This window comes from Phycisphaera sp. (assembly GCA_025916675.1).
Lineage (GTDB): Bacteria > Planctomycetota > Phycisphaerae > Phycisphaerales > UBA1924 > JAHCJI01.
Window position 1 is genome coordinate 1,144,441 of sequence record CP098402.1, and the last position, 23,826, is coordinate 1,168,266.

20 protein-coding genes and 2 tRNA genes are annotated in these 23,826 nt (G+C 65.1%); 5 read left to right on the top strand and 17 right to left on the bottom strand.

Annotation, left to right across the window (positions count from 1 at the left end; all coding sequences use genetic code 11):
* The first annotated feature begins 18 nt into the window (after positions 1-18).
* Entirely contained in the window at positions 19-552 is a 534-nt protein-coding gene (locus tag NCW75_04915; GenBank protein ID UYV13626.1) for a GNAT family N-acetyltransferase, read from the top strand.
* 16 nt (positions 553-568) lie between these two features.
* Positions 569-642, top strand: a tRNA-Met gene (locus tag NCW75_04920).
* A 302-nt stretch (positions 643-944) separates the two neighbouring features.
* Here NCW75_04920 and NCW75_04925 read toward each other — a convergent pair.
* The 5 genes from NCW75_04925 to NCW75_04945 form a co-directional block, all read right to left on the bottom strand.
* Positions 945-4,745, bottom strand: a complete 3,801-nt coding sequence (locus NCW75_04925; protein ID UYV13627.1) for a DPP IV N-terminal domain-containing protein — start codon at positions 4,743-4,745, stop codon at positions 945-947.
* A gap of 153 nt (positions 4,746-4,898) precedes the next feature.
* Positions 4,899-5,801: an aminotransferase class IV gene (locus NCW75_04930; protein UYV13628.1), complete on the bottom strand. Its 903-nt coding sequence runs from the start codon at positions 5,799-5,801 to the stop codon at positions 4,899-4,901.
* Positions 5,802-6,530, bottom strand: a complete 729-nt coding sequence (locus tag NCW75_04935) for a hypothetical protein (GenBank protein UYV13629.1) — start codon at positions 6,528-6,530, stop codon at positions 5,802-5,804.
* A 22-nt stretch (positions 6,531-6,552) separates the two neighbouring features.
* Positions 6,553-7,077, bottom strand: coding sequence for a hypothetical protein (locus tag NCW75_04940; GenBank protein ID UYV13630.1), 525 nt, complete (start codon positions 7,075-7,077; stop codon positions 6,553-6,555).
* 606 nt (positions 7,078-7,683) lie between these two features.
* On the bottom strand, positions 7,684-7,893 hold the full coding sequence (locus NCW75_04945; protein UYV13631.1) for a hypothetical protein: 210 nt from the start codon (positions 7,891-7,893) through the stop codon (positions 7,684-7,686).
* Positions 7,894-8,131: 238 nt separating this feature from the next.
* Here NCW75_04945 and NCW75_04950 point away from each other — a divergent pair.
* Positions 8,132-8,204 (top strand) — tRNA-Thr (locus NCW75_04950).
* Between the two features lie 176 nt (positions 8,205-8,380).
* Here the strand turns inward: NCW75_04950 and NCW75_04955 are convergent.
* The 8 genes from NCW75_04955 to surE all read right to left on the bottom strand — a co-directional run bounded on the left by NCW75_04955 (position 8,381) and on the right by surE (position 16,631).
* Entirely contained in the window at positions 8,381-9,658 is a 1,278-nt protein-coding gene (locus NCW75_04955) for a M28 family peptidase (GenBank protein UYV13632.1), read from the bottom strand.
* A 61-nt stretch (positions 9,659-9,719) separates the two neighbouring features.
* Positions 9,720-10,187: a hypothetical protein gene (locus NCW75_04960; protein UYV13633.1), complete on the bottom strand. Its 468-nt coding sequence runs from the start codon at positions 10,185-10,187 to the stop codon at positions 9,720-9,722.
* Positions 10,188-10,284: 97 nt separating this feature from the next.
* Positions 10,285-11,094, bottom strand: a complete 810-nt coding sequence (locus NCW75_04965; GenBank protein ID UYV13634.1) for a class I SAM-dependent methyltransferase — start codon at positions 11,092-11,094, stop codon at positions 10,285-10,287.
* Complete coding sequence (locus tag NCW75_04970) at positions 11,091-12,467, bottom strand: ABC transporter permease (protein UYV13635.1); 1,377 nt, start codon at positions 12,465-12,467, stop codon at positions 11,091-11,093. The genes NCW75_04965 and NCW75_04970 overlap by 4 nt, the downstream gene beginning before the upstream one ends.
* Complete coding sequence (locus NCW75_04975; protein ID UYV13636.1) at positions 12,464-13,453, bottom strand: ATP-binding cassette domain-containing protein; 990 nt, start codon at positions 13,451-13,453, stop codon at positions 12,464-12,466. The genes NCW75_04970 and NCW75_04975 overlap by 4 nt, the downstream gene beginning before the upstream one ends.
* A gap of 96 nt (positions 13,454-13,549) precedes the next feature.
* Positions 13,550-14,098 (bottom strand): rhodanese-like domain-containing protein, encoded by a 549-nt coding sequence (locus NCW75_04980; GenBank protein UYV13637.1) that lies wholly within the window; start codon positions 14,096-14,098, stop codon positions 13,550-13,552.
* 31 nt (positions 14,099-14,129) lie between these two features.
* Positions 14,130-15,563, bottom strand: a complete 1,434-nt coding sequence (locus NCW75_04985) for an MBL fold metallo-hydrolase (GenBank protein UYV13638.1) — start codon at positions 15,561-15,563, stop codon at positions 14,130-14,132.
* 51 nt (positions 15,564-15,614) lie between these two features.
* A complete protein-coding gene (surE, locus tag NCW75_04990) occupies positions 15,615-16,631 on the bottom strand; it encodes a 5'/3'-nucleotidase SurE (protein UYV13639.1) in 1,017 nt (338 codons plus the stop codon).
* A 244-nt stretch (positions 16,632-16,875) separates the two neighbouring features.
* Here surE and NCW75_04995 point away from each other — a divergent pair, with 244 nt between their 5' ends.
* Positions 16,876-17,319: an RNHCP domain-containing protein gene (locus NCW75_04995; GenBank protein UYV13640.1), complete on the top strand. Its 444-nt coding sequence runs from the start codon at positions 16,876-16,878 to the stop codon at positions 17,317-17,319.
* Here NCW75_04995 and NCW75_05000 read toward each other — a convergent pair.
* The 3 genes from NCW75_05000 to NCW75_05010 form a co-directional block, all read right to left on the bottom strand.
* Complete coding sequence (locus NCW75_05000; GenBank protein ID UYV13641.1) at positions 17,316-18,545, bottom strand: hypothetical protein; 1,230 nt, start codon at positions 18,543-18,545, stop codon at positions 17,316-17,318. The genes NCW75_04995 and NCW75_05000 overlap by 4 nt on opposite strands.
* 605 nt (positions 18,546-19,150) lie before the next feature.
* Positions 19,151-20,446, bottom strand: coding sequence for a hypothetical protein (locus NCW75_05005; protein UYV13642.1), 1,296 nt, complete (start codon positions 20,444-20,446; stop codon positions 19,151-19,153).
* A gap of 203 nt (positions 20,447-20,649) precedes the next feature.
* A complete protein-coding gene (locus NCW75_05010) occupies positions 20,650-21,123 on the bottom strand; it encodes a peroxiredoxin (protein ID UYV13643.1) in 474 nt (157 codons plus the stop codon).
* A 30-nt stretch (positions 21,124-21,153) separates the two neighbouring features.
* Between NCW75_05010 and NCW75_05015 the strand changes: the two genes are divergently transcribed.
* Complete coding sequence (locus tag NCW75_05015; protein UYV13644.1) at positions 21,154-22,332, top strand: aminotransferase class I/II-fold pyridoxal phosphate-dependent enzyme; 1,179 nt, start codon at positions 21,154-21,156, stop codon at positions 22,330-22,332.
* On the opposite strand, the gene NCW75_05020 is transcribed toward NCW75_05015, so the two are convergent.
* Positions 22,329-23,825 (bottom strand): hypothetical protein, encoded by a 1,497-nt coding sequence (locus NCW75_05020; GenBank protein ID UYV13645.1) that lies wholly within the window; start codon positions 23,823-23,825, stop codon positions 22,329-22,331. The genes NCW75_05015 and NCW75_05020 overlap by 4 nt on opposite strands.
* Position 23,826 lies beyond the last annotated feature (1 nt).

A 23,826-nucleotide genomic window follows, 5' to 3' on the forward strand; every position in this document is an offset into this window, starting at 1 on the left:
CGGGCGTACGCTATGGGGATGACCACCGTGCGTGATTTCGCGCAGCAGGACGTGGCTCCGGCCAACGCGCTGACCAATTGGTACATCGAGCATACCGCCGTCCACTTCGCGTTCGAGCCCCACGACGATGCGGAATTCGAGACGGCTTGGCGCGAAGGCAGCCGAACGCACCCCTGGCTTGCGGCGCAGGTCGACGGGCGGTTCTCCGGCTACGCCAAGGCGGGCGTCTGGCGAGACCGCAAGGCCTATGAGCGGACCTGCGAAACAGGCATCTACGTCGAGCGAGGCATGGAGGGCAAGGGCGTCGGCCTGGCGCTGTACAACGAGCTTCTACCCAGGCTCCGGGCCGCCGGCTTCCGCACCGTCATCGGCGGCATGACCCTGCCCAACCCCGCCTCGGCGGCCCTGCACGAGCGTGCCGGCTTCCGCAAGGTCGCCCACTTCGAGCAGGTCGGCCGCAAGTTCGACCAGTGGCACGACGTGGGCTTCTGGCAGCTGACCTTCCCCGACGGACATGCCGAGAGGCTGGATTCCGAGCAAAGCGGGGCGTAAACTCTCGACCACAGATTGCGGGGTAGAGCAGTCTGGTAGCTCGTCGGGCTCATAACCCGGAGGTCGTTGGTTCAAATCCAGCCCCCGCTATTGATCAACCCTCTCCGAAGCCGGAGGGGGTTGCTTCATTATGGAGCCGCCGAATCGGGTACGCCGGCCTGTCGGTCGCACGCGCATCCCTTTCGACATGGCCGCTGGGTGTGAGCCTATCGATCTCCGGACAGATTCGATCCGAGAAACTTCGGAGATCCGTTTGAAGGAAGCCGATCGCTGGGGAATGGATCAAGGTACTACGGCTTCTGGTCGAATCAGGCTTCAACAATCGGTTCCGACAAGCACCAACACCACGGTACTTGTTGTGGACATGAAAGCCACGCTACCGGTGGGTGCGATCAGTCGCCATCGGCAACCTCATATCGATCGGCCTCGGTTTCCACCGCTTGGTTCTCTGCTTCATCGCTCGGATCCTCGACCCCCATCGTCCGCTTGATGAAGTCCCATTGGAGCCGGCGATACTGGCCCGAGCGGATACCGTGGCGGCTGCCAGGGTAGATGGCGGTCTCGAAGAGCTTATTGGCCCGCTGGAGGGCGGCAATCAGCCGGATCGAGTTGTGCATGTGGACGTTGTCGTCGATGGTGCCGTGAGCGATGAGCAGGCGGCCGGCCAGGTTCTTGGCACCCTCGACGGCGCTAGTGCGTTTATAACCCTCCGGGTTTGCCTGCGGCGTCGACATGTACCGCTCGGTGTAGATCGTGTCGTAGTCGCGCCAGTCGGTGACGGGCGCGCCGGCGATGCCAGCGGTAAAGAGGTCGCTGTGCGTGAGTGCATACGCGGTGATGTACCCGCCGAACGAATGGCCGTTGATGCCCACGCGCGAGCCGTCGGCCCAGTCGTTCCCAAGCACCCACTCCACGGCGTCCTCAAGGTCTTGGAGTTCGCGCACGCCCAGATTCAGATAACTCGTCCATGCGCTCTTCGCACCCTTGCCGCTGGCGGCGTAGGGGTCGGTCCGAAGCACGACAATGCCCGCCGAGCAGAGCAACTGCTCCCACGTGCGGCCGCCCTGCCATGAATCACGGACCGTCGGCGCATGCGGGCCAGCGTACGTCATGACCCAGAGCGGGTACTTCTTGGTCGGATCGAAGTCCGGCGGATAGTGCAGGATGCCCTCGAGTTCGATGCCTTCGTGACGGGTGGGAATCTTGACGTGCTCGAGGGTTGCGACCCGGTAGTCTTCCAATTCGTACACCGGGTTGGTGTCGAGCCACCGGATGAGCGCACCATCGACGGTCGAGCGCAGCGCTGTCCGTCCCGGTTGGTTGACGGCCGACCAGGAGTCGATGAACATCGTGCCGGCCGGGTTCAGGTCCACCGAGTGCGAGCCCGGTTCGTGGGTCAGGCGGGTCAGCTCGCTGCTATCAAGGCGAATCTTGTAGAGGTTGCTGCCGATGGGCGAGTCGACGGTGCCCGTGAAGTAGATCCAATCATTCTCCTCATCGACACGGAGCACGCGACGGCACTCCCACTCGCCGCTCGTGATCTGCCGAATGATCTTTCCCTTGCTGGAATAGTGATACAAGTGCTCGAAGCCGTCCCGCTCGGAAGACATCAGGAAGCTGCCGTCTTCGAGATAGCGGAACGAACCGGGTGATTGGATCCACGCCTCGGTCGAGTCGCGCATGAGCTTGGTCGGCGAGCCCCCACGCGTCGGGACGTGCAGCACGTCGAGCCAGGTCTGGATCCGATCCTGCACGTGGACGACGCAATTCTTGCCGTCGGGCGTCCACGACACATGGCTGATCAGGAAGAGCCCATCGTCGTAGCCCGACAGGTCGGCCATACTGATGCCGCCCCCGTCGCGGCTGACAATCCCAAGCTCGACGTCGGGGTTGCGTTCGCCCGGGCGTGCGTAGCGCTCGACCTCGACGGTCTGCTCGCGTCTCTGGTTATCCACGATCGTGTACTCGGGGACGGCCGAGCAATCCGACATCAAAAAGGCGATGTGCTGGGAGTCGGGGCTCCACCAGAACGCTCGCCAGCTCCGGCCAAAGAGCTCTTCGTAGTACAGCCAGCTCGCCTTGCCGTGGCGGATGGTGTCCGTGCCGCCGATCGTGAGGGCTCGCGGTGTCTGTGTTGCAACGTCGACGACCCAGAGGTCGTTATCCTGGACGTACGCAACGAACTCGCCATTCGGGCTCGACGACCACGCCTCCTCCCGCTGCGGCGTCGCGGTCAAACGCACGGCCGTATCACCCTCGGCCGAGACGAAGTACAGGTCGTTCTCGTGGTTGAACACGAGGCCACTATCCCGCTCGAAGCGGTAGCTCGATCGAGCGACCTGGCGGGCCCGGTCTTTGTTGATCGTCGGTAGTTCTTCGATGACAGCCGCGACCGCTTCCCAATCGGTCTCTTCCACGTCCTCCACCGGGCGGCCGGTCATCGCGTTGACCCTGAAGCTGCCCTCGACACCCGGCACCGACTTGCTGAGGTGCTCATCGTCAAGCCAACCCAGCCGTGCCCGGCCCGCGCCGCTCAGGCGGGGCGAGCCACGCCGATCGATGATCATCTCGGCGGTGATCCGCTTGGGTGGCTCGCGATCTTCGGCGAGCGTCTTCGCGCTACGGGTGAGGATCGGTGCGGGCTCCGGCAATCGATAGATCGGATAGTCCCCGCCCCGCTCAAGATGATCGTCGAGAAAGTTCCAACTCGCAAGGCCATCGGTCGCCTGCGGCTCGAGCATGTACGACGCGAGGTTGCCCAAGTCCTGCTTGGTGCGCACCATGTACCACCCCGGTTCGACACGCACGCCGCGCACGACCGGCGTGACCCGCGAGATGTTGACGAGGTGGTGGCCCTGGAACGCCCGCTCGGCCCGCGCCATCTCGTCAATGCGATAGGCCTCCGCGTCGAGTTCCATGCCCTCACGCACCTCGAGCACGTCGATGCCGTGGCGTTGCAGGTGCTGCGTAACGTGCTCGAGATCAGCGGGAATCAGGTACGCCCATGGCCGCTCCACGCTCAGCGTGGGCTCGAAGCCGTTGAGCATCTCGACCTCGTAGTCGCGATGCTCGTCGGTCGCCTCGATCTTGTTGCCCTCGCCGTCGTACTCCTGATATCCCAGGGCGGTGAAATCGCCCTCGAGCGCGATGGCCCGCTCGCGTAGGGATATCTGGCGCGCGTCGTCGGTGTTGTTGAACGCGTCGGCGGTCCGGGTCGCTTTCTGAATGGCCTCCTTATGCTCGGCCGACTCTTGCAATACGGCCCGGCAGAACTCCAGCGTGCCCAGCACGCGGTCCTCGAACGCGTCATAGGCGTACGCCTCGGAGAGCAGCCCGATGCGATTGCGCAGGCCGCGGTAGGGCGTGCCATAGCGCGGTGAGGCCGGGTACGTCGTCCACTTCGTGTGCTTGTCGGCAAAGTTGCCGTACACGAACGTCTTGTACTCGGACTGTTCCTCGAATCGCTCGCCAACCTGCGGGATGAACGTATCGCGGGCGAATGCGATGAGGGTCGGGTCGCTCGCGGGGTGCTTCGGCCCCTGGTGGGTGATGGTGTAGCGGTGGTGCGAGCCGTTCGTCGTGTGGCTGTCGACGATGACGGCCGGATCCCAATGACGCATGAACCGCACGAGCGCTCGCGTCTCGGGCGCTTCCAACTTGATCCAATCGCGGTTGAGGTCCAGGTCCTGGGCGTTGTGCCGCAGGCCCATCTCGTCGGGGCCGTTCTGGTTCCGGCGGTTGTCGGGTCCCATCTTGTCGTTCGAGTCCGGGTTGTAATTGGGCACGAAGCACACGATCAGGTCGTCGAGCAACTCCGATCGCTCGCCGAGCGCCAGCTCGCGCGCCAGCATCTGGAGGGCTTCCTTCCCACACGTTTCGCCCGAATGGATGTTGCCAAACAGGAGAACGACCAGCTTGCCGCTCTTGCGGGCCGCTTCGGCACTGGCCACCGGCGGATCGGCCACGACCAGCAACGGCAGGCTCTTGCCCTCGTTCGACTCGCCGATCGAGCCCAGCCAGGTCCGCTCGCTCTGCTCGTCGAGCGTGCGAAGGAAAGCCTCGACCTGCTCGGACGTTCCGGTCTTGCTGAAGCCGGTCTGCTCGGCAACGGTGACCGGGGGCCGCGGCTCATCCTGGGATGCCCACGCGGGACAGAAGAGGAACAAGCCGAGGACAAGCATCGCAATTCGCATTCGAACCTCCCTGGACGAGAACGGGCGGCAGGTGGTTTTCGGACCTGTCCCGATCCATCTCCACATGCGGTTATACCACATCCGTGCCCCGGGTTCAATGGAAAGTCGTCGTCTGCACGGACATGTCGTCCAGCCACGCCCTCCAGGGGGAACTCAGCCGACCACGCGTTCACCCTCGGTCGACGTCAACGCGCTAAACAGACCCGACAGCCTCGCGGTGATCGGCCCACCCGCCGCACCGCCGATGCGCCTGCCATCGATCTCGACGACCGGTGCGATTTCCCCCATCGTGCCGGTGCAGAAGACCTCCGACGCCCGGTAGGCTTCGGCCAGCGTGATGTCGGCCTCCCGGCAGTCGATGTCGTTCTCATTGCAGAGTTCGAGTATGGCCGCCCGTGTAACGCCCTCCGGGCACGCGGCGGTCGTCGGCGTGCGGATCACGCCGTCCTCAACGAAGAACAAGTGCGTGGCGTTGGTTTCGGCCACAAAACCCCGCGTGTCGAGCATGAGCGCGTCGTCGGCACCCGCCGCGTTTGCTTCGAGCTTCGCGAGGATCGACGTGAGCTGGTTGCAGGAATGAATCTTCTGGTCGAGCACGTCGGCCGGTGGCCGGCGATGCGCGGAGGTCTTGAGCGTGATGCCCGACTTGTCATACACCGGCGGCTTGTGCTCGGCCAGGATGATGAGCGTGTGGCCAAGCGTGTTGATCCTGGGATCGAGCCCCGACGTGTACTTCTCGCCCCGCGTCAGCGTAAGCCGGACATGCACACCGTCCCGCATCGCGTTCGCTTCAAGGGTGCGCGAGAGCTCATGGATGATCTCCTCGTCGCTTGGGATGCTCGCGTATGCCAGGGCCATCGCGGAGTGCCGCAGCCGAGCCAAATGCTGCTCGAGCCTGAAGATCCGCCCGTCGTAGAGCCGCAGACCCTCCCAGACCGCGTCGCCGTTCTGCACCGAAGAGTCGAAGGGGCTCACGCCTGCCTCCGATCGCGGCGTGAGCGTGCCGTTGATGTTCACGATGAGGTTCTGGTTGAGTGGGTTGGCTTGCTGGAGCATCTAGTCCTCGTCAATCGGGCGCAGAGCGTGCTCGATGAGTCGCTCGTAAAGCGTCTCGCATTCCTTGAGCAAGGGAAAATGCCTGCTCGGGATCTCGGCATCTTTTGGCTTGTAGGGCGCAAAACCGGTCGAGCGTTCAACGTTCGCGTACCAATACTCGGCCCAGATGCCATCGGTCGCACGCGGCCCGGGCTCCCATGACAGCATGCGATCGGTATACGGCACGCCGAGCGCCACGCACAGCGCCCGGAGCGAACCCTCGGGCTGCTCGAGCACCGTACGCGCGTCAAGCACGGGCAACGACCATCCAAACCGTTCTTGCAGCTTCATCTGAGCCGGGAGCCCGGTCGCATCCAAGTCCGGGTTGGGCAACACTTCGATCAGCGACGCCAGCATGTCTCGCGGCTCGCGGACGAGCAGCGCGTTCGACAGGCCATCGACCCATCCAAGATCCATCCCACCAAGGAGGTGGTGCGCCATGTGCTTCTGGTACACATACTGGTAGGGTTCGCTTGGTGGAGAGGTCAACGCTGCGACAACGGTGCCAAGGTCCGTTTCCCCCGCCGCGATGACTTCTGCCGCGCCCGGGTGCTCCAGGCCGGTCCGCTCCAGATAGTGCGCATACAGCGGCTCATCGACGACGAGCGTGTCGCCGCGCGCTTCCCAGGATCGCATCATCGCTGTCGAGATGTTGCGCGGGCCCGACCACGTGGCGATGATCGTCGTCATTGGCAGCGTACCTGCAAACGGATCACTTCATCGCCACCGAACCGACATGGGTGATGCCGTCGGCCAGTTCCACCTCGATCCACCAAGACGCACTATCGGGCAATGGATCGGGCGCGACGGTGCGAAGCTCGTAGCCGCCCGCTTCGGCAGAGTATCGGGCCAGCGCGACCACAGAGGCATACCGATCGTTGGTGCCGATCCAGCCACGGACGGTGGAGGTGCCGCTGTCGTCTTCGGGAAGCCTGACAACGAGGTGGAGCTCCTTGCCGGGGGTGGCGGCCCCATCGCCCTGGAACGCCTGGATCTGCATTTCGCCGACGGCCACGGCACCCAGCGGTTCCAATTCGTGGCCATCACGGTCGCCATCATCAGGATCATGGCCGGCGCTCTCGCCGCCGTCGTGGTCCGCACCGTCATCCCCACCGGCCTCGGCCTGGCCGTACTCGCCGCCGGAGGTTCCCGTGCTCGGGCCAGGCTCCTCGCAGGCCGCAATCGAAAGCGCCGTGGCGAGCCCGGCAACGAGGAGCATCCGTGCGAGTGCAGTCATGGTGGGGCCTCCCGGGGCTCGATGGCAGTGCGTTGCTCGGCCGTGTGCCCGAACACTAGGGATTGCTCTGCTGGCACGACAAAGAGCTCCCACAGGGCCGATATCAACACGCCGCCGAAAGCCACGATTGCCAGCAAGGCCAACAACAACCCGCTTCCCAGCTCGCCGCCAGCAAGTGCCAGTTGTTGCAACCCGAATGCCGCTACGGCCCGGGGTATGAATGGGCGAGACGCGATCCACGGAACCCTAAACGATCGTCTGGCCCGGCACGACAGCCTCGTGCCGCATGAGGTAGTTGTAGTAATCACGGAGCCAGGATGCCGTTGCCCACAGCCATGCTCCAGGAGCGTGATGAGACCCACCACGCTGGCGATCGAGATGATCGGCGGCATGACGCGCGACCAAGGCCGATGCGCGGAAGCGGCTGGTCCACAATCACCAAGAGGGCCGCGCGTACCAACGTGGCACCGATCCGCCGCAACACAAGCAAGGCCGCGCGCCTGCACTGGGCGTTCTCGCGCGAGATCGGGCTGCTCGAACGCTGTAGCCCGCTATCGGCCACATCACCCAGCCGTGCTGCCTCGTACCGAGAACAACGGTCGCTGTTCAGCTCGCCTTCGCGGGCGCGAAGCCCGCGCAGCCGCTGGTCGCGGTGACGGTCAGGTTCAGCGGCTTGAGCTGCGGATGGCCGCAGTGCTCTTGGAAGTTCTCGGGTGCCTGACCGCTGATGCGGATCTGGACGAGCTTCTGGTCGGCGGCGTGGTCTTCGCCGAAGTGGGCGCACTTGCCGCACTGGCCTTCGGTAATCTGGAGCATGTCGTGCCTCCTGTCAAGAAGGGCCCAACCCATCTCGGGCCCGCACCGTCAGTATGACATAGAACGCCCAAATTGGAAGTGAGAATGCGTCTCATTCCAAAAGTGAGACAGAGTCGCATTCGCAGCCCACCAAAAGCATCAGCACTGGACTGACGCCCCCGGCCGCCGAATACTTGGGGCCTGTCCGCTCGGCTCCAGGGCCTCACCGGCTCGAGAAAAGATCGGATTGTGTTCGGTTGCCACCTTAGCTCAGTTGGTAGAGCGAAGCTTTCGTAAAGCTTAGGTCATCGGTTCGAGTCCGATAGGTGGCTCTTTTCGGTCCCCGTCAAGAACGCAACGAGCCCGGCGGCAAAGGCCACCGGGCTCGCTGTCTTCGTACGCGATGGGCATATTGAGAGAGAGGGTGCGAGAACAGCAACACCCACCGCATGACCCAAATTACCCAAATTCACAGGTAATGTAAATACGGAATTACCCATATTTCTACTCAAACACCTCCGCGGTCCTGCAGCGTGACCTTGAAGTCGATCCGCTCGCCGTCGCGTTCGACGGTCACGGTCACCACGTCGCCGGGGTCGTGTCGCATGAGCTGGCCCATCCAGTCGCGAACGTCACCGACCGCCTGGCCGTTCCAGCCCACGAGCCGGTCACCCGACTCGAGGCCCGCGTGGTCGGCGGGAGAGTCTGGCGTCACGCCGCCCACGGCCACGCCCGACACGCCCTCGACATAGCTGCCCGGACGGATGCCAAAGCGGACGCGGATGTCGCCCATGCTCGGACCGGCGGCGGGGCGCTGCCCGCCGACGAATGCCATGTTGCTCGTTGTGGTGGCCAGGGCGTGGACGACCTGGGCGAACACCGCCGCGGTCTCGGCCCCCTGCGTCCGGTTGATCTTCCACGACTCGTCATTCTGCGTGTGGTAGTCATCGTGCTGGTCCGTCGCGGTGACGAACAGCCCCGGCACGCCCGCCTCGTAGAACGCCCAGTGGTCGCTGCGACCACTCAAGCCAGATTCAACCTGCTCGATGAGCGGCGAAGCATCGAAGATCGGTTCGACGACATCCTCAAGGCCGACACCGGTACCAACGCCGGAAACGCTCAGCCGGCCATCCTTGATGCGGCCGATCATGTCGAAGTTGATCATGAGCGTGTGCGTGGTGATCGGGGAGACGGGGTTGTTGACGTAGAACGTCGCGCCATTGAGGCCCGATTCCTCGCCGCTGAAGGCAATGAACAGCACGCTCCGTCGATCGCCGTCGAGCTTGGCGTAGTCGCCGGCCAGGCCCCGGGCCATCAGCAGCATGCCGGCCACACCCGAAGCGTTGTCGTCGGCCCCGGGGTGCAACGAGCCCGTCTCTCCACGAGACCCGAATTGGCCGTCGCCGAGATGATCCAAGTGAGCGCCAATGACGATGTACTGGCTCGCGAGGTCTCCGCTGCCTCGGATCAAGCCGGCGACATTCTCCGCATTGGTGTTCTCGATCGAGAACGACTGCCGCCACGAAGCGCTCTCACCGGATCCGAACGCCGGCTCGAGCCCAGCCAGCTCGAGCGATCGCTGCACGTAGTCCTTGGCCATCGCCATGCCCTTGCTGCCCGGCAGGCGGCCGCCCATGGCAGGGCTGGAGAGCGTGGTCACGTGCGTGTCGAACAGCCGGACCTCGGCGTCGCTGGCGGCGAGCGCCTCGGCGATGGGGCAGTCTTGGGCGAGAGTTGGCAGGCACGCAAGAGCCAGAGCCGCTGCGGCGGAGATGAACTTGGTCATGGGTCGGGTCGCTCCTTGAGACAGTGTCTCAATAGTGTAGGAGCGGCCCAAAGAGCCGGAATCAGCCCTTGGCCAGCAATCCCAGGATGGTGTCTCGCCGCAGGAACGCCACCATGAGGGAGAGCAGCAAGACGCCGATGGCCATGCCGAAGAGCATCCCGCCGTCGTCGCCCGTGCCATCGGGGGTGGGCACCTTGATGCCAATGACTGCCAAGTGCGAGCCGATCGCCCCGATCATCATCAGGATGCCAAGCAGGGCACCCCAGGCGGCGGTCTTGGGGATCAGGATCAGCACGACAATGACGAGTTCGACGACGCCCGAGGCGATGGCCGCCGGCCGGCCGCCGAGCTTCTCGAAGATCACCTGCGTCTCGGGGGCGTTGGTGAACTTGAAGAACAAAGTCTGCGCAAGGACGATCGCGACGATGACCTGGCCCATCCACGACGTGATGGTGTAGGGCTTGCTGGTGTGGACGGTGGGCAGGCCGGAGGCCTGCGTCGTGGCGGCGTGCTCGGCTTGTTCGGTCATGCTGATACCCCGTATGTGCGGACAAAACCCTGTAGACCAATCAAGTGAAACCCGATCGGCAATATTCCGGGTGTATCCAGGGAGCAGCAGGAACCTGTCAGGCCCGAGCCGCGACGCACACGATAAAACTGTCGTCGGCCTCCTCCGTGTCGTCCATCGGCTGGATGTACGGCCGGCCGTCGCCGTCGACCGCGTCGGGGAGCTGGCCATAGACCGCGGACGAGGCAAACCCCGCTTCGAGCAAGGCGTCGCGTAATTCCGGCACCGACCAAAGTCGCCAGTGGTAGACGAACGCATCAATGTGTTCGGCGTCGATAAAGCCCGCCCGCTCGATGCGGAAGTGCAGCGCGTTGGTCACCATGCCCGTGAGCGGGTTGGCCTCACGCTGCTCCCACGTATACCGCACGCGCCAGCCGCCCTTGCCGTCGGGTGCGTGCTCTGCAGGTAGGGGATGGAAGCGGTGGACCTCGCCGATGGTGTAGGCCGTCTCGCCGCCATAGGTATCGCACACGAAGACCCCACCCGGCTTCAACCGTGCCCGAACGTGCTTGAGGTAAGCGAGCAAGCTCGCCCGATCATGGTGGTAACCAACGGAAAAGTTGCCCACCCAGATCGCATCGACACTCGCCGGCTCGTCCATCACGTCGCCGACACGGGTCTCGATGCGGTCCGCACCATCACAACGCGAGAGCGTCTCGGCGTCCCGATCAACACACCAGGCTCGATGACGCCCGCTCTGCCCAACCCACGCCCGGCTCACCGCACCGCTACCGGCGAAGTCCTCGCCGAGCAGCGTGGGCTCATCACCGTGGATGGCTCGGACCAGATCCACCACGTGCCTGGGGCTCTGCACACAGAGCTCGTAGAGATCTTGCGCACCAGGGGTCTGGGATGCGGCCTCGGTCACGCCATCCGCACCCAGCGAACCAGCGTCCGGAAGTTCGGCGGCTTGCCAAACATGAGCATGCCCACGCGGAAGATCTTGCCCGCCAGCCACACCGCGACCACGGCCCCGAGCGCGGCGACGCCCAGGCTCAGCAGGATCTGCCACGTAGGCGGCGGATTATTACTAGCGATTCTGAGCATCATGATGAACGGATTGATCGGCGGTACGAAGCTCAGCGTCACTGCCAGCGTCGAGTTCGGCGCCCGCGGCACCACGATCATCATGAAGTACGGGATCATCATGAACATCATGATGGGCGTCATGAACGCCTGCGCCTCGCGAAGGTCGTTGACGGCCGCCCCCGCGGCCGCCATGAGCGAGGCGATCATGCCGTAGCCGGTCAGGAAAAATAGGAACATCCACACCACGTCCATGGGGTTGATGAGGTCGCCCAACGCAAACGCAACCAAGGCACTGATACCCACTCCCGAGTAGATCGTGAGCATCGACAACCCCACGAGCATCTGCCCCAGAATCTTGCCCGCCATGAGCTGCGTGGGCGAGACGGCGCTCAGCAGCACCTCGACCACGCGGTTGGACTTCTCCTCGATGGTCGTGGTCAGCAGGTACTGGCCGCCCGTGAACACCGCGCCAAGCACGAGCATCATCATCACCATGGGCAGGATGAAGCTCATCGCGCTCGTGGAGTCGCGCTCACCCTCCTCGGTGACCTCGGTGGTGCGCGGCGCATCCACGCTGGTCAAGGCCTCAATGTCCTCGATCTCAAAACCATTCGCCTCGTACCGAGCCTCGCGCACACTACGGCGTAACCCGCCGCGGATCTCGTCGATGATCCGATCGTCGAGCCTGGGCATGACCGTCAGATTGAACGCACCGAACCGTTCCGCCGATTCATCTTTCACGACCGCGCTGGGATCGATGATCGCGACGGCGATGGTTGAGTCAGGATCGTCCTTGACGGCCGCACGGATCCGCTCTTTGGCCTCGTCGAGATCCGCATCGGGCTCCAGGATCTGCACGGAGAGGTTCGGGGCCGTGCCAAGCACCATGTCCATCGCCTGGCCCGTGGCATCGGGGGAGGCTCCGGGCATCGACGGCATGGCCTCGCCGGCCTGCTTCGCAAGGTCCCCCCGGCGCTCGGCGATCGCCTCGGGCTTGAGGTACTCCACAAGCCGCGGCGCAACCTCGCCCGTCGGGTCGATCACCGCGACCGTGCCCACAATGGCGGGCGCCTTCTGCTGGCTGACAATGAAGATGACCACCGGGATGGCGATGGCCAGCACCGCCGGCACGACGACCGCGCCGATGATGAAGCCCTTCGTGAGAACCGTCGAGGCGAATTCCCGGCCGGCGATGTGCAGGATTCGGGTCATGCCGACGCTCCTTCCAGGGCTTCGCTCTCGTCGGCCGCCCCATGCAGAGCGTCGCGAACCTCGGCCTGCTTCTCGGCATTCCCGCCGGCGACCTGCTCGACGAACACATCCTCGAGCGTGACACGCTTGGCGGCCACGCTGCGGACCTCCAGGGCGCTGGCGATCGCACGCACGGCCTGGGGAGCGGGCAACCGCAGGGGATCGATATGGGCGGCCCAACCTTCAAGCGTGCGCTCGATGCGGCGGATGCCCTCGATGCCCGCGACCTGTTGGGGATCTTCCCCTTCGATGGGATCGAACAGCACCACGCTCGACTCATGGGCAGCGCGGATCTCGTCGATGCTCGCGTCGAGCACCTTCTGCCCATTGTTGATCATCACGATGCCCTGGCACATCTGCTCGGCCTGGAACATGACGTGCGTGCACAAGATCACGGTGCGGCCCTGCTGGTGCTGCTCGGTCATGAGCTGCTGCAGCAGGCGCAGGTTGACCGGGTCGAGGCCGCTGAACGGCTCGTCGAGGATGAGCAACTCGGGCTCGTGCAGCACGGCGGCGACAAACTGAACCTTCTGCTGCATGCCCTTGGACAGCTCCTCGCACCGCTTGCTAGCGGCATCGGCGAGCTCGACGCGCTCGAGCCAGTGGTGGACGCGGTTGCCCAGTTCGGGGTCGCTCAGGCCCTTCAACTTGCCGATGTACTTGAGGAACTGGGTGACCTTCATCTTGCGGTACACGCCGCGTTCCTCGGGCAGGTAGCCGATGCGGTCCTTGCTCTCGAGCGCACTCTTCTTGCCCAGCACCTGCAGCGTGCCCGAGTCTGGGAAGAGGATGGACATCAGCATGCGGATGGTCGTGCTCTTGCCCGCGCCGTTGGGCCCGATGAGCCCGGTCAGGCTGCCGGCCTTGACACGCAGGTCGAGCCCTTCGACGGCCACCTTGGGCCCGAAGGTCTTGCGCAGGTTGTCCATCACGACGGCGTCTTGCACGAGCGCGCCTCCTTGGGGGAAGTACTGTGGCGGCAACTGTAGGTGCAGCCGGCCGCTTGCCCGGCTGATTGGGATCTGGGGGAGCGTTTTTTCGGCTTACGTCGGGCCGTTCCGATTCCAAGGCATGGCGGCGAGCAGTTTGGCCATGCCGCACCAACCGCTCAGGCCGGCGAAGAGCAGCCCGCAACCGACAAAAGCTGGCACAACCAGCAGCCAGGGTGTGAGCGTGACACCGAGCAGCATGCCGATGGCCACGAGCGAGCCCGCGGCGATCTGCACCTGCCGCATGATCTCCAGCCGGGGTGCTCCGGTGGTGTGCGCCACCGGCTTCCCGGCTGCCTTCCAGGCCTCGATGCCGCCCCTGAGGTGGAACGTCTCGATGCCGGCTTGTCGAAAGACGATCTCGCAACGTTCGAGCGCCTTGCCAGAGCGCGCCCCGCTGCGGCAATGGAATACCAGCCGCTCGCCCATGTGTTGGGCTTTGAGCGTGTCGGGCTCGATCTGTCCCAATGGCACATGCCGAGCGCCCTCAATGCGCTCGGTTGCGTGCTCGAATGGCTCGCGTACATCCACCAGCACGGCCTGGCCCGTCTGGAGCCACGCCTGCAGGGTGCTGGCATCAACCGTGCGGTCGCTGCCGTCCATTTTTTCTGACTCCCCTCGAGATCGGTCCCTATTAGACGGCGGCGCTGGCGTGCTCCTTAAGCCAGGCCTCGTAGCCGTCCTTCATGTTGATAACGTCGTAGCCCAGACGCTGGAGGAAGCCGCAGGCACGGGCGGAACGGATCCCGCCCAGGCAGTGTACCAGCAGCTTCCCATCGGTCGGCAACTCGTCGAGACGAGACGCCAGCCGCGTGTGAGCTATGTTCCGGGCATTCTGGAGGTGGCCGGCGGCGAACTCCGTCGCACGCCGCACATCCAAAACACCCACGATGCCCTGATCGATGAGCTTCGCCGCTTGGGCCGGCTCGACTTCGGGCGTGGTGACCAGCGGGGTATCCGGGTGGGGAGGTGCCCCGGCGAGTTCCGCTGGATCGATCCATCCTTTGATGCGATCCAAGCCGATCCGGACAAGGTCCCGGACGGCTTCTTCGACGCGATCCGGTTCGATGATGAGGTAGATGTCCTCGTCCTCGCGCACCATCGAGCCCACGTCGGTGTTAAATGTCGTGAGCAACGGGAAGCTCATGGCCCCGGGCAGGTGGCCGTCGCGAAACTGCGGCCAGGACCGCGTGTCAAGGATCGCAACCTGCTCGGCATCGAGCCCGACAATGTCCGAGATCGAGAGCTGCCGGGGCTGGGGGAGCTTCCCCATCACCTCTGGGCCGTCCCTGTTCACCCGCTTCATGCGCGCAAAATACAGCGGGGGTTCGGGCTGGCCTTCCAGAATCGAATCGACGAACGAGCGTTCGCTGGCGTCCGGACCGACGGCCGCCCTAAGCGTGCCGTTGTACCGCTTCTCGTACCCGATGGTGCTCATGGGCACGGCACCCAGCGCCTTGCCGCACGCACTCCCCGAGCCGTGCCCGGGCCACACCTGGACGTACTCGGGCAGCGAGTTCAGCCACTGGGCGCTGGAAAACAACCGGCGTGCGCCGGGCTCGCGCTCGCCGACCTGACCGGCCGCGGTTTCCAGCAGGTCGGGCCTGCCCAGGTCGCCCACGAACAGGAAGTCGCCGCTGCACACGCCGATGGGCTCGCTGGCTCCCGAGCCGTGGTCGGTCACGACGTACACCATGTGCTCGGGCGTGTGCCCAGGTGTGTGGACAGCCTTGAACTCGATGTTGCCGATGCCGAACGTGTCGCCGTCTTTCAGGATGGTGTGGTCATACCCGCCAACCCATCGGCTCTGCCAGTCGTCCCCGCCCTCACCCGAAACATACACGCGGGCACCCGTCCGCTCGGCCATCTCCCGCGCACCGCTGACGAAGTCGGCGTGGATGTGCGTCTCGGCGACGGCCACGATCCTCAGTTCGTTCGCTTCGGCGATCTCGATGTAGCGATCCACATCACGCTGCGGATCGACGACGATGGCCTCGCCGCTCTTCTGGCAGCCGATGAGATAGGCTCCCTGGGCCAGCTTCTCGTCGTAGATCAGTCGCATCAACATGGGGCGGGCGTACTCCGATCGCAGCCCACTATTGTAGGAAGCCGGCGCGTTTCAGGCCCCCTTGGTCGCCGAGGTGGGTATCGGACCAGCCGACTTAGCCCAGCGGTCGATCGACGCCTCGTTGGTCAGGTCATACCGCAGTGGCGTCACCGTCACCGCCCGGCGGAACAACCAATCGACGTCGGTGCCGCTCTCGGTGTCCTGGAAGTCCATGCCCCCGGCCGCCGCCCAGTAATAGCTCCGCCCGCCGGGGCTCACCCGGCCCTCGAACCGGTCCACGTGGCCGTGCGTGTTCATCGGGCACACGACGATCGGCAGCCGCTCGTCGGGATCGGCCGGATGCACCGCCTCGTTGCCCTGCCGGGTCACGCGTGTGTCGCTCTGGTCGAAGTTGGTGGGCAAGCCCGCGCTGGTGCGCTGCTGGTTGGCTTCGGCCCGCGCCTCGGGGGTGTCATCGATCGGATCCTCGCACCGAGGCACGTTCAGGTTCAGCACCTCGTGCGGCCTCGGCAGCCCGTCGGCCAGAAGCGTCTCGATCGCCCGCCGCGCGTGGATCGCGCCAACATCGAACCGCGTCGACGCCTTGCCCAGATGCAAACTCACCGCGATCGACGGGATCCCCAAGAACGCCGCCTCGATCGCAGCCGCCACGGTCCCGGAGTAGATCACGTTAATCCCGCAGTTCGCCCCGGCGTTCATGCCGCTGATGACCAGATCCGGCCTCGAGGGCTTCCCGTCGGGTCCCGGGCCAAACTCGCCCGGCCAGATCTCACTGAGCGCCAGCTTCACACAGTCAGCCGGCCGCCCATCAACCGCGGCACCATTCATCCGGCCCCGAATCCGCGCCGGCTCGACCATCAACGGCTCATGAAACGTCACCCCGTGGCTCGTGGCGCTCTGCACGGTGGCGGGGGCAACGGTGTAGATCAGCTCGATCGGCGTGCCAGCGACCATGATCGGCCCGCCCAGCGTCCCCTCGTGGCCCGGGATGGTGTCCATCAGGGCGTCGTACAGGGCCACGATGCCCGGGGCCCGGATGCCGTCGTCGTTAGTGAGCAGGATTCGCATTGGGCCAGCGTAGGGCGGCGGCTGGAGGCGGTGGCTACGCTTGCCACTGATGACCGTGATTGCCTGAACAGGTTGCGTTGCCCATCCCAGGGGCCCTGCCGCTCGCGTTTGACGAGCCGGCTCGGCTGTCGTTGCGCGAGGCCCGCGCGTGGGGATGAGGCCGGCCCCGGGCGCCGTTCAGCCAGTGATCTCTTGAATCCGCGTCGCGGCGATCTTCCGCCCGACGCGATGGGCCATCTCCCACATGCCACCAAAGAACCGCAACCGTTCCGGGCGCGACCACCGTGCCAACTCCGACCAACCCGACCACCAGCCCCGCCCACGCCACGGCCGGCGCGACGAGTCCGAGGGCTTCACCTGCATCAACTGCCGCGCGCACGTCACCGGCAGCGCCTGGGGCACAAAGCAACGCAACCACTGCCCCGCCTGCCTGCACAGCAAGCACGTTGACGACACCCCCGGCGATCGCGCCAGCCCCTGCGGCGGCACGATGGAGCCCATCGCCGTGGCCGTTCGCTCAAGCAGCGACGACGCGGGCGAATGGGTGCTCGTCCACCGGTGCGCCCGCTGCTCGGTGCTCAAGGTCAACCGCATCGCGGGCGACGACGACGAGCGATCCCTCCTCGCCCTCGCCCTGCGCCCCCTCGCCCGCCCGGCCTTCCCGATCGACGACCCAAGAGGGAGTTAGGGGCAGCCGGCCACGAACTGGTTCTGGAACTCAAGGTAATCGAACAGCGTGAACGCCCCGTCCCGATCCATGTCGGCACGCGGGTTCTCTCGCGAGAACAAGACCAGAAACGCGGCGAAGTCGTCGGCATCCACCGTGCAATCGTTATTCACGTCGACCCGACACAGGGGCTCGGCCGCCCAACGCGCCACCGAACCGGCTCGGCGCGATGGGTTGATGAACGAGCCCGCAGAGTGCAAGTCGGGCCCCGAGCCAGCGTCGAACACCAGCAAGTCAAGTACGCCCATGTCGCTCGTGCGGATCGGGACGAAGCGACCGTCTTGGTACTTAGCCACGCCATTGGATGACAGGATGAAGTTGCCGCCGGCGAACAAGGCCTCGCCGCCGCCGTCGTCGAACACGACCAAGTCCGTGGCGTGAAAGGTCTCCCAGACCGCCGACAGCGGCCGCCACGCCTGGCCGTCCCACACGATTACGCCGTCCCGCGCGATCTCCTCACCGCCCTGCAGCAACGTGAGCCGACCGCCGGCAGCCAGCACCGGGCGTCCCTCGTACGTCCACGGCAGCATCGGCCAAAAGTCCGCAGCGAACAACTCCTGATCGGGGCCCACGGGGCGGGTCCACGCCACACCATCAAAGCGGGCAATCCTGCCGCCGATCTCATCGCCAATCAAGTAGTAATTTCCCGATGCAAACAGGTCGCCTCCGAAGCTCGCCAGCCCATACACGGCACCGCCCTTCGGCGGCGCGTCATCCCCAACCGGCGACCATGTGGAACCGCTCCAGCGCTGGACACCGCCCGCCGATTCGGTCGTGCCGCGGTCGACGAACTCGCCGCCCACATACAGCGCCTCGCCATCGCCGAAATCGTGCGCGTGAATAGCCAGCACGCGACCCCGGACGCCTCCAAGCGTGGGCTCACCGAGCGTGGACCAGCCCGACGCGTCGAATCGCGCGATGCCTTCGGCCTCAAGGCCAGCGATCGTGGTAAACTCGCCGCCGACGTAGAGCGCCGGCCCGGTACCATCATCCCAAACCGTCAGCGTGATCGCCCGGGCGTCGGGCTCGAACTCCGCACCATCGAGCCCAGGGACGGCGAGCCAGCGTTCGCCGTCCCATCGGGCGATCGCCGGCGAACGCACCTCGCCAAAGACCGGGTCGATGATCGCCTGGAAGTTTCCGACGACATAGAGCATCGGCCCATCGCCCGCGTCGAAGACCGCCATCTGTGAGATGCGATCTTGGCCCGGAGTTGGAAACCCAGGCGTGATCCCTTCTACCAAGGGAGCCCATTCGCCGCAAATCGACTGGCCATAGGCACTCGAAGAGACCCACAGTGCTCCAACGACCCCACAAACCGTAAACGCCCGACGCCCCGCTCCATGCATCATCGCGATTCCCCTTTCGCATCACATACCAGAACTCCCAAAGCCGGGAGGCGGTCCGGGATCACCCCGCACAAGCACCCCGTGCAGACGGTGAATATACCCGATCTCGCGAGCATCCGTTGCAGATTCGCGGCCATTTTGCAGCCTCGGCCGCCGACCCTTGTGGAAATAGGCAGGAAAGTGGTTCTGGCAGGTCCCAAAGCCGGCCCGACCCCAAGCGGCCGTCACAATCTGGACCGGATCACCACCGAAGCGCGCAACCCGGCGGCGCTGCACGAAAAACGGCTTGACGCCGCAAGCCGTTCCTGTAACGTGTGATCATGCTCGACGAGAAACTCAACCCGATCCGCGTTCCCATCCGTACCCGCATGAAGGCCCGCGCGAAGGCCGAAGCCGAAAAGCGGGCCCGCGCCGAAGCGAGGCGGCGGTGGTACCGGCAACCGTCACGGGCAGCCGTCGTCGAACTCGTCGATGTATCGAAGAAAGTCGAAGATGGTCAGCACACCGTCGCCGTCGAAGTCGGCCCGGAGGTCGCCCGCGTCGAACAGCGTCTGGAACGCGAGAAAGTCGAAGATGGTCGGCACGCCGTCGCCGTCGAGGTCGACACGGCACGGCGGTGCGGGGTCAAGGACCGCCAGGAAGGCCTCGGTCTGGCCGCTCGGGTTCGTGCCCGCGCCAACGATGGCCGTCTGGCCGCTGTCGGTGTGGACGGTCACGTCCAGGGCGAGTGTCAGCGTCCAGCCGGTGAGGTCCAGGCCGAAGTCGCTCGTCAGCGTGTCTTGCAACGATCGCACGCCATCGTCCTGGGTCCAGTACATGGCCGTGAGCGAAGCGCCCGCTTGGCCCCAGCCGACGATCACGGAACCGTCCTCGCTGGCAGCCTGGGCAATCAGGTCGCTGTCTTCGAACGGGGGCGGAGCGCCGAGGCTCTCGATGCCGGAATCGGTCCACCGCACGGCATTCCGCTGGTCGCCGGATCCGGTCGACCAGCCAACGATGGTCGCCCCGTCTTGGCTGATGCCCGCGGCCTCTCCGACGGGCGATGGCCCGGGGAGCAACTCGAGCGCGACCATGCCACCGGGCGCCGTCCAACGGAATGGCTGCGTGGTCGCGCCATCGGCGTCCGCCGTGCCGGCGATGATCGAGCCATCTCCGCTGACCGCTGTGGCTGTCGAGGAGCCGCCCCCCCCGAGCCGGCCGAGCCCGATCATGCCGAGTGCGGGAGTCCAAAGAAACGCCTCGTCGCCCAGCGGACCCGACGCCGAACGGCTCGCACCGACGATCGAATCGCCGTCGGCGGAAATCGCGTTCGCCTCGCTCTGCACCGGGCCACCCGGTAGGTCGCCCAGGGAAGCCATGCCCGAATCCTGCCGCCAGCGATAAGCCAGAATGCCCGGTGCGGCCGCGGCGGCACCGGTCACCAGCGACCCATCGGCATTGACCCCCGAGGCAAAGCTGAAGAAGAACGAACCGCCGAGATCGCCCAAGCCAACCATTCCGCCGGCTTGGGTCCAGCGGAACGCCTCACGGCCATTGGCGCTTGCGGCATTGCCCACCACCACGAGGCTATCGACTCCTCCCAAGGCCGCGTCAAAGGAACTGACCCCGTTGGCCGACGAGAACGCGTCGCCGCCCGGCAGGTCGCCGAGTGGAATGAATGCGCTCTGCGCGAGGGCGGCAGCGGGCGCCAGTGCAACGGTGAGTGGCAACCAACGAAGAAGGAACACAGTTTTGGGCATGGTGGATTCTCAACAAATTTGGGCTGGTGGCGGGTGTGTTATCATCGGAGAAACTACAAGTAACTTTCGGGGAACGCAAGTCCAATACGTATCGCATCGGGTTGTTCCCGATACTAAACCCAAGCTTGAGGTGCTACTGCCATCGTGAAGGTGTATTCATGAGCAGTTGTGCCCATGAACATGTGGCGAACGGAAGATGCGGACTACGTCTCTACGGCGGCGAGCGCGGCTCTGATGAACTGTTTGTGCCGGGAGAGGCGCAGATCTGCGGTGATCGCTTGCCCCACAGTGCCATCGGGCAAGAGCAGATACGTCACGCGGCGGGGCATGCCCAGAATACCCAGGCCGCCAATGGCTCGCAAGATAATTTTCTTTTCATCGGCGATAATCGGGAACGGCAGGTCGTGCCTCGAGGCGAACTTGTCATGGCTCTTGCGGTCTTGTGGGCTCACCCCGACAACGCGCAGCCCGGCGCTGGTAAACTCTTCGGCCTTCTTGGACATCTCGTCACGCATCATGCAGGCCTGCCGGGTACACATCGGTGATCCATCGGCGGGGTAGCTATACAAGACGATTGGTCCTTCGGCGACCAAATCGCGCAGCGTCGTGGGCTCTTCGCACAGGCCCGGCGTTGCGGGAATCGTGACATCAGGGATTGGCGAACCTTCTGGCAGCATGGTGGAGCCTAGGGACGTACCCTGCTGGTCATGATCAAGTCGAATGCTGTCGCCGACCGCTTGCGGCCCTATGGATCGACCATCTTCGCGGAGATGACGGCTCTGGCGATGCGCCACAAGGCGGTAAATCTGTCGCAGGGCTTTCCCGACTTTGACGGCCCGGCGGCGATGCTGGAGGCCATGGGTCGGGCCGCTGGCGGTGGCATGAACCAGTATGCGCCTCTTACGGGCCTCCCCGAGCTGCGTCGTGGGATCGCCCATTGGTTCGCTCAACTCGGTGGGCTCGACGTTGATCCCGATGCTTGGGTGACGACGACCTGCGGCTGCACCGAGGCCATCGCCGCCACCATGCTGGGGCTCATCAATCCGGGCGATGGGTTGATCCTGTTCGAGCCGTGCTATGACAGCTATCAGGCGACGGCGTCGATGGCCGGGGCCAAGGTCATCCCCGTCACGCTGGCTCCGGACGAACGTGGCGAGTTCGTGTTCGATGAAAGTAAGCTGCGCGAGGCGTTCGCGCAGGAGCCCAAGGCGATCCTGCTGAACACGCCGCACAACCCCACGGGCAAGGTGTTCTCGCACGAGGAGTTGTCGCTCATCGCCGAGTTGTGCGTGACGCACGACGCCATCGCGATCACCGACGAGGTGTACGACCACCTGGTGTACGAGGGCGAGCACCGGCGGCTGGCGGGCTATCCCGGCATGGCCGAGCGGACGATCACGATGGGCAGCATCGGCAAGCTGTTTAGCGCGACGGGGTGGAAGGTTGGTTGGACGGTGGCGGCGCCGGTTCTGGGCCAGGCGGTGCGCAGCGCGCACCAGTTCCTGACGTTCTGCGCCAATGCGCCCGCGCAGGCCGCGGCCGCGAAGGCGTTGCTCGAGCACCTGGACAGCACTGTTCAACTCTGCGAGAACATGCGCGCGAACCGCGACCTGCTGTGCGAGGCGCTCGAACGGGCGGGGCTGTGCGTGTTTCGTCCGGCCTCGGGCTACTTCGTGTTGTGCGACCACTCCGGTGTTTCGAAGCGGTTGGGCATCGAGGGTGACGTGGCGTTCTGCAGGCACCTGGTCGAGAACGTGGGCATCGCGGCGATCCCGCCGAGTTCGTTCTATATCGATCGCTCGCAGGGTACACGATTCGTGCGGTTCGCGTTCTGCAAGAAGCGGGCGACGATCGAGCAAGCCATCGAGCGGCTCGGCAAGCTCTAAGCCAGCAGCTTCTGGACCTCGTCGAGAAGGGCGTTGGCGGCCTCTTCGTCGGGCGCTTCGGCGATGAGCCGCACGATGGGTTCGGTGTTGCTGGCACGCACGCTGAGCCAGGCCTTCTGGTCGTCGAGGTCGATGCGCACGCCGTCCTGGAGGTCGACGCGGCCGGGGCCCTCGAAGGCTTTGGTGACCGCGTCGATGGCGGGCTTGGCGGCTTCCTTGTTTGGGATGTCCTGCTTGCGCTTGACGATGGCGTAGCTGGGCAGGCTGTCGACGATCTCGCTCAGCGGCTTGCCGTGGCGGGCCATGAGGGCGAGGGTGAGGCCCATGGCGACGACCGAGTCTCGCACGAACGAGACGGCGGGCCAGATGACGCCGCCGTTGCCCTCGCCGCCGAGCACGACGTTCTTGTCATCGGCGAGCAGTTCGAGCATGCGGCCGACGACGTGGGCTTCGCCCACGGGGGTGCGCTCGACGCGGGCGCCGAAGCGTTCGGCGAGGTCGTCGATCATGCGACTGGTGGAGAGGTTGGTGACGAGGATGGCATCGTTGGTGTCTTCTTCGGCTTCGAGCAACGCGAGTGCGGAGAGCACGAGGGTGTATTCTTCGCCGATGTAGCGGCCGGTTTCGTCGACGATGGCCAGGCGATCGGCGTCGGGGTCTTGGGCGAACCCGACGTCGGCTTCGACGCCGGGCACGACGGTGCAGAGGCCGCCCTTGCCCGAGAGGTTTTCTCTGGTGGGTTCGGGGGTGTGGGGGAAGACGCCCGAAGGTGAGCAATTGAGTGGGATGACGTCGGCGAGGTAGTCGAGGAAGGGCATGCCGACGAGGGCGCCGGAGCTGTTGACGGCGTCGAGGACGCAGCGGAGGCCGATGGTGCCCTCTCTATCGTGCTGCTGGAACACTTCGTCGGGCATCTGGTGCAAGACGAGGATAGAGACGTTCACCCAGTGCTGGGTTGCAGCGTCCGACTCATCTTGGAGCGAGGTGAAACAACTCGCGTCCACCCATTCGGGCCCTGCCTGGTATTGCTCGATGATCTGGTGGGCGAGATCGGCAGGTGGGGCGCACGCGAAGTCGAACTCGGTCTCGCCGTTGCCGGCGGTTCCGGCTATGAGGAGCTTCAGGCCGTTCCATTCCTGGGGGTTGTGGCTTGCGGTGACGATGACGGCGCCGCCGACCTCGCCCATGGCCGCGAAGCCGATGGTGGGGGTGCTTGCGACGCCCAGGCGGGTGACCGAGCAGCCGGATCCGAGCAGGCCCGCCACGGCCGCCTCATACACGGCCTCGCCTCCCCGCCGGCCATCGCGGGCGATGAGGACGTGGGGGGCGGGGTTCTGGCCCTTGAGGAATGTTCCGTAAGCGGCGGCGTATCGGAGGGCGACCTCTGGGGTGAGGCTGCGGCCGGTAATGCCCCGCATGCCGCTGACGCCGAGCATGAGTGGGGCTTGGGGCTGGTTTTCGGTCTGTTCAGAGTTTTTGGAGTTTTTGGGCATG

Bases quoted from the DNA above. Each gene is read 5' to 3' on its own strand.
- NCW75_04915 (UYV13626.1), top strand. From the start codon at position 19: ATGACCACCGTGCGTGATTTCGCGCAGCAGGACGTGGCTCCGGCCAAC.
- NCW75_04925 (UYV13627.1), bottom strand. From the start codon at position 4,745: ATGCGAATTGCGATGCTTGTCCTCGGCTTGTTCCTCTTCTGTCCCGCG.
- NCW75_04930 (UYV13628.1), bottom strand. From the start codon at position 5,801: ATGCTCCAGCAAGCCAACCCACTCAACCAGAACCTCATCGTGAACATC.
- NCW75_04935 (UYV13629.1), bottom strand. From the start codon at position 6,530: ATGACGACGATCATCGCCACGTGGTCGGGCCCGCGCAACATCTCGACA.
- NCW75_04940 (UYV13630.1), bottom strand. From the start codon at position 7,077: ATGACTGCACTCGCACGGATGCTCCTCGTTGCCGGGCTCGCCACGGCG.
- NCW75_04945 (UYV13631.1), bottom strand. From the start codon at position 7,893: ATGCTCCAGATTACCGAAGGCCAGTGCGGCAAGTGCGCCCACTTCGGC.
- NCW75_04955 (UYV13632.1), bottom strand. From the start codon at position 9,658: ATGACCAAGTTCATCTCCGCCGCAGCGGCTCTGGCTCTTGCGTGCCTG.
- NCW75_04960 (UYV13633.1), bottom strand. From the start codon at position 10,187: ATGACCGAACAAGCCGAGCACGCCGCCACGACGCAGGCCTCCGGCCTG.
- NCW75_04970 (UYV13635.1), bottom strand. From the start codon at position 12,467: ATGACCCGAATCCTGCACATCGCCGGCCGGGAATTCGCCTCGACGGTT.
- NCW75_04980 (UYV13637.1), bottom strand. From the start codon at position 14,098: ATGGACGGCAGCGACCGCACGGTTGATGCCAGCACCCTGCAGGCGTGG.
- NCW75_04985 (UYV13638.1), bottom strand. From the start codon at position 15,563: ATGTTGATGCGACTGATCTACGACGAGAAGCTGGCCCAGGGAGCCTAT.
- surE (UYV13639.1), bottom strand. From the start codon at position 16,631: ATGCGAATCCTGCTCACTAACGACGACGGCATCCGGGCCCCGGGCATC.
- NCW75_04995 (UYV13640.1), top strand. From the start codon at position 16,876: ATGCCACCAAAGAACCGCAACCGTTCCGGGCGCGACCACCGTGCCAAC.
- NCW75_05000 (UYV13641.1), bottom strand. From the start codon at position 18,545: ATGGCGGTCTTCGACGCGGGCGATGGGCCGATGCTCTATGTCGTCGGA.
- NCW75_05005 (UYV13642.1), bottom strand. From the start codon at position 20,446: ATGCCCAAAACTGTGTTCCTTCTTCGTTGGTTGCCACTCACCGTTGCA.
- NCW75_05010 (UYV13643.1), bottom strand. From the start codon at position 21,123: ATGCTGCCAGAAGGTTCGCCAATCCCTGATGTCACGATTCCCGCAACG.
- NCW75_05015 (UYV13644.1), top strand. From the start codon at position 21,154: ATGATCAAGTCGAATGCTGTCGCCGACCGCTTGCGGCCCTATGGATCG.
- NCW75_05020 (UYV13645.1), bottom strand. From the start codon at position 23,825: ATGCCCAAAAACTCCAAAAACTCTGAACAGACCGAAAACCAGCCCCAA.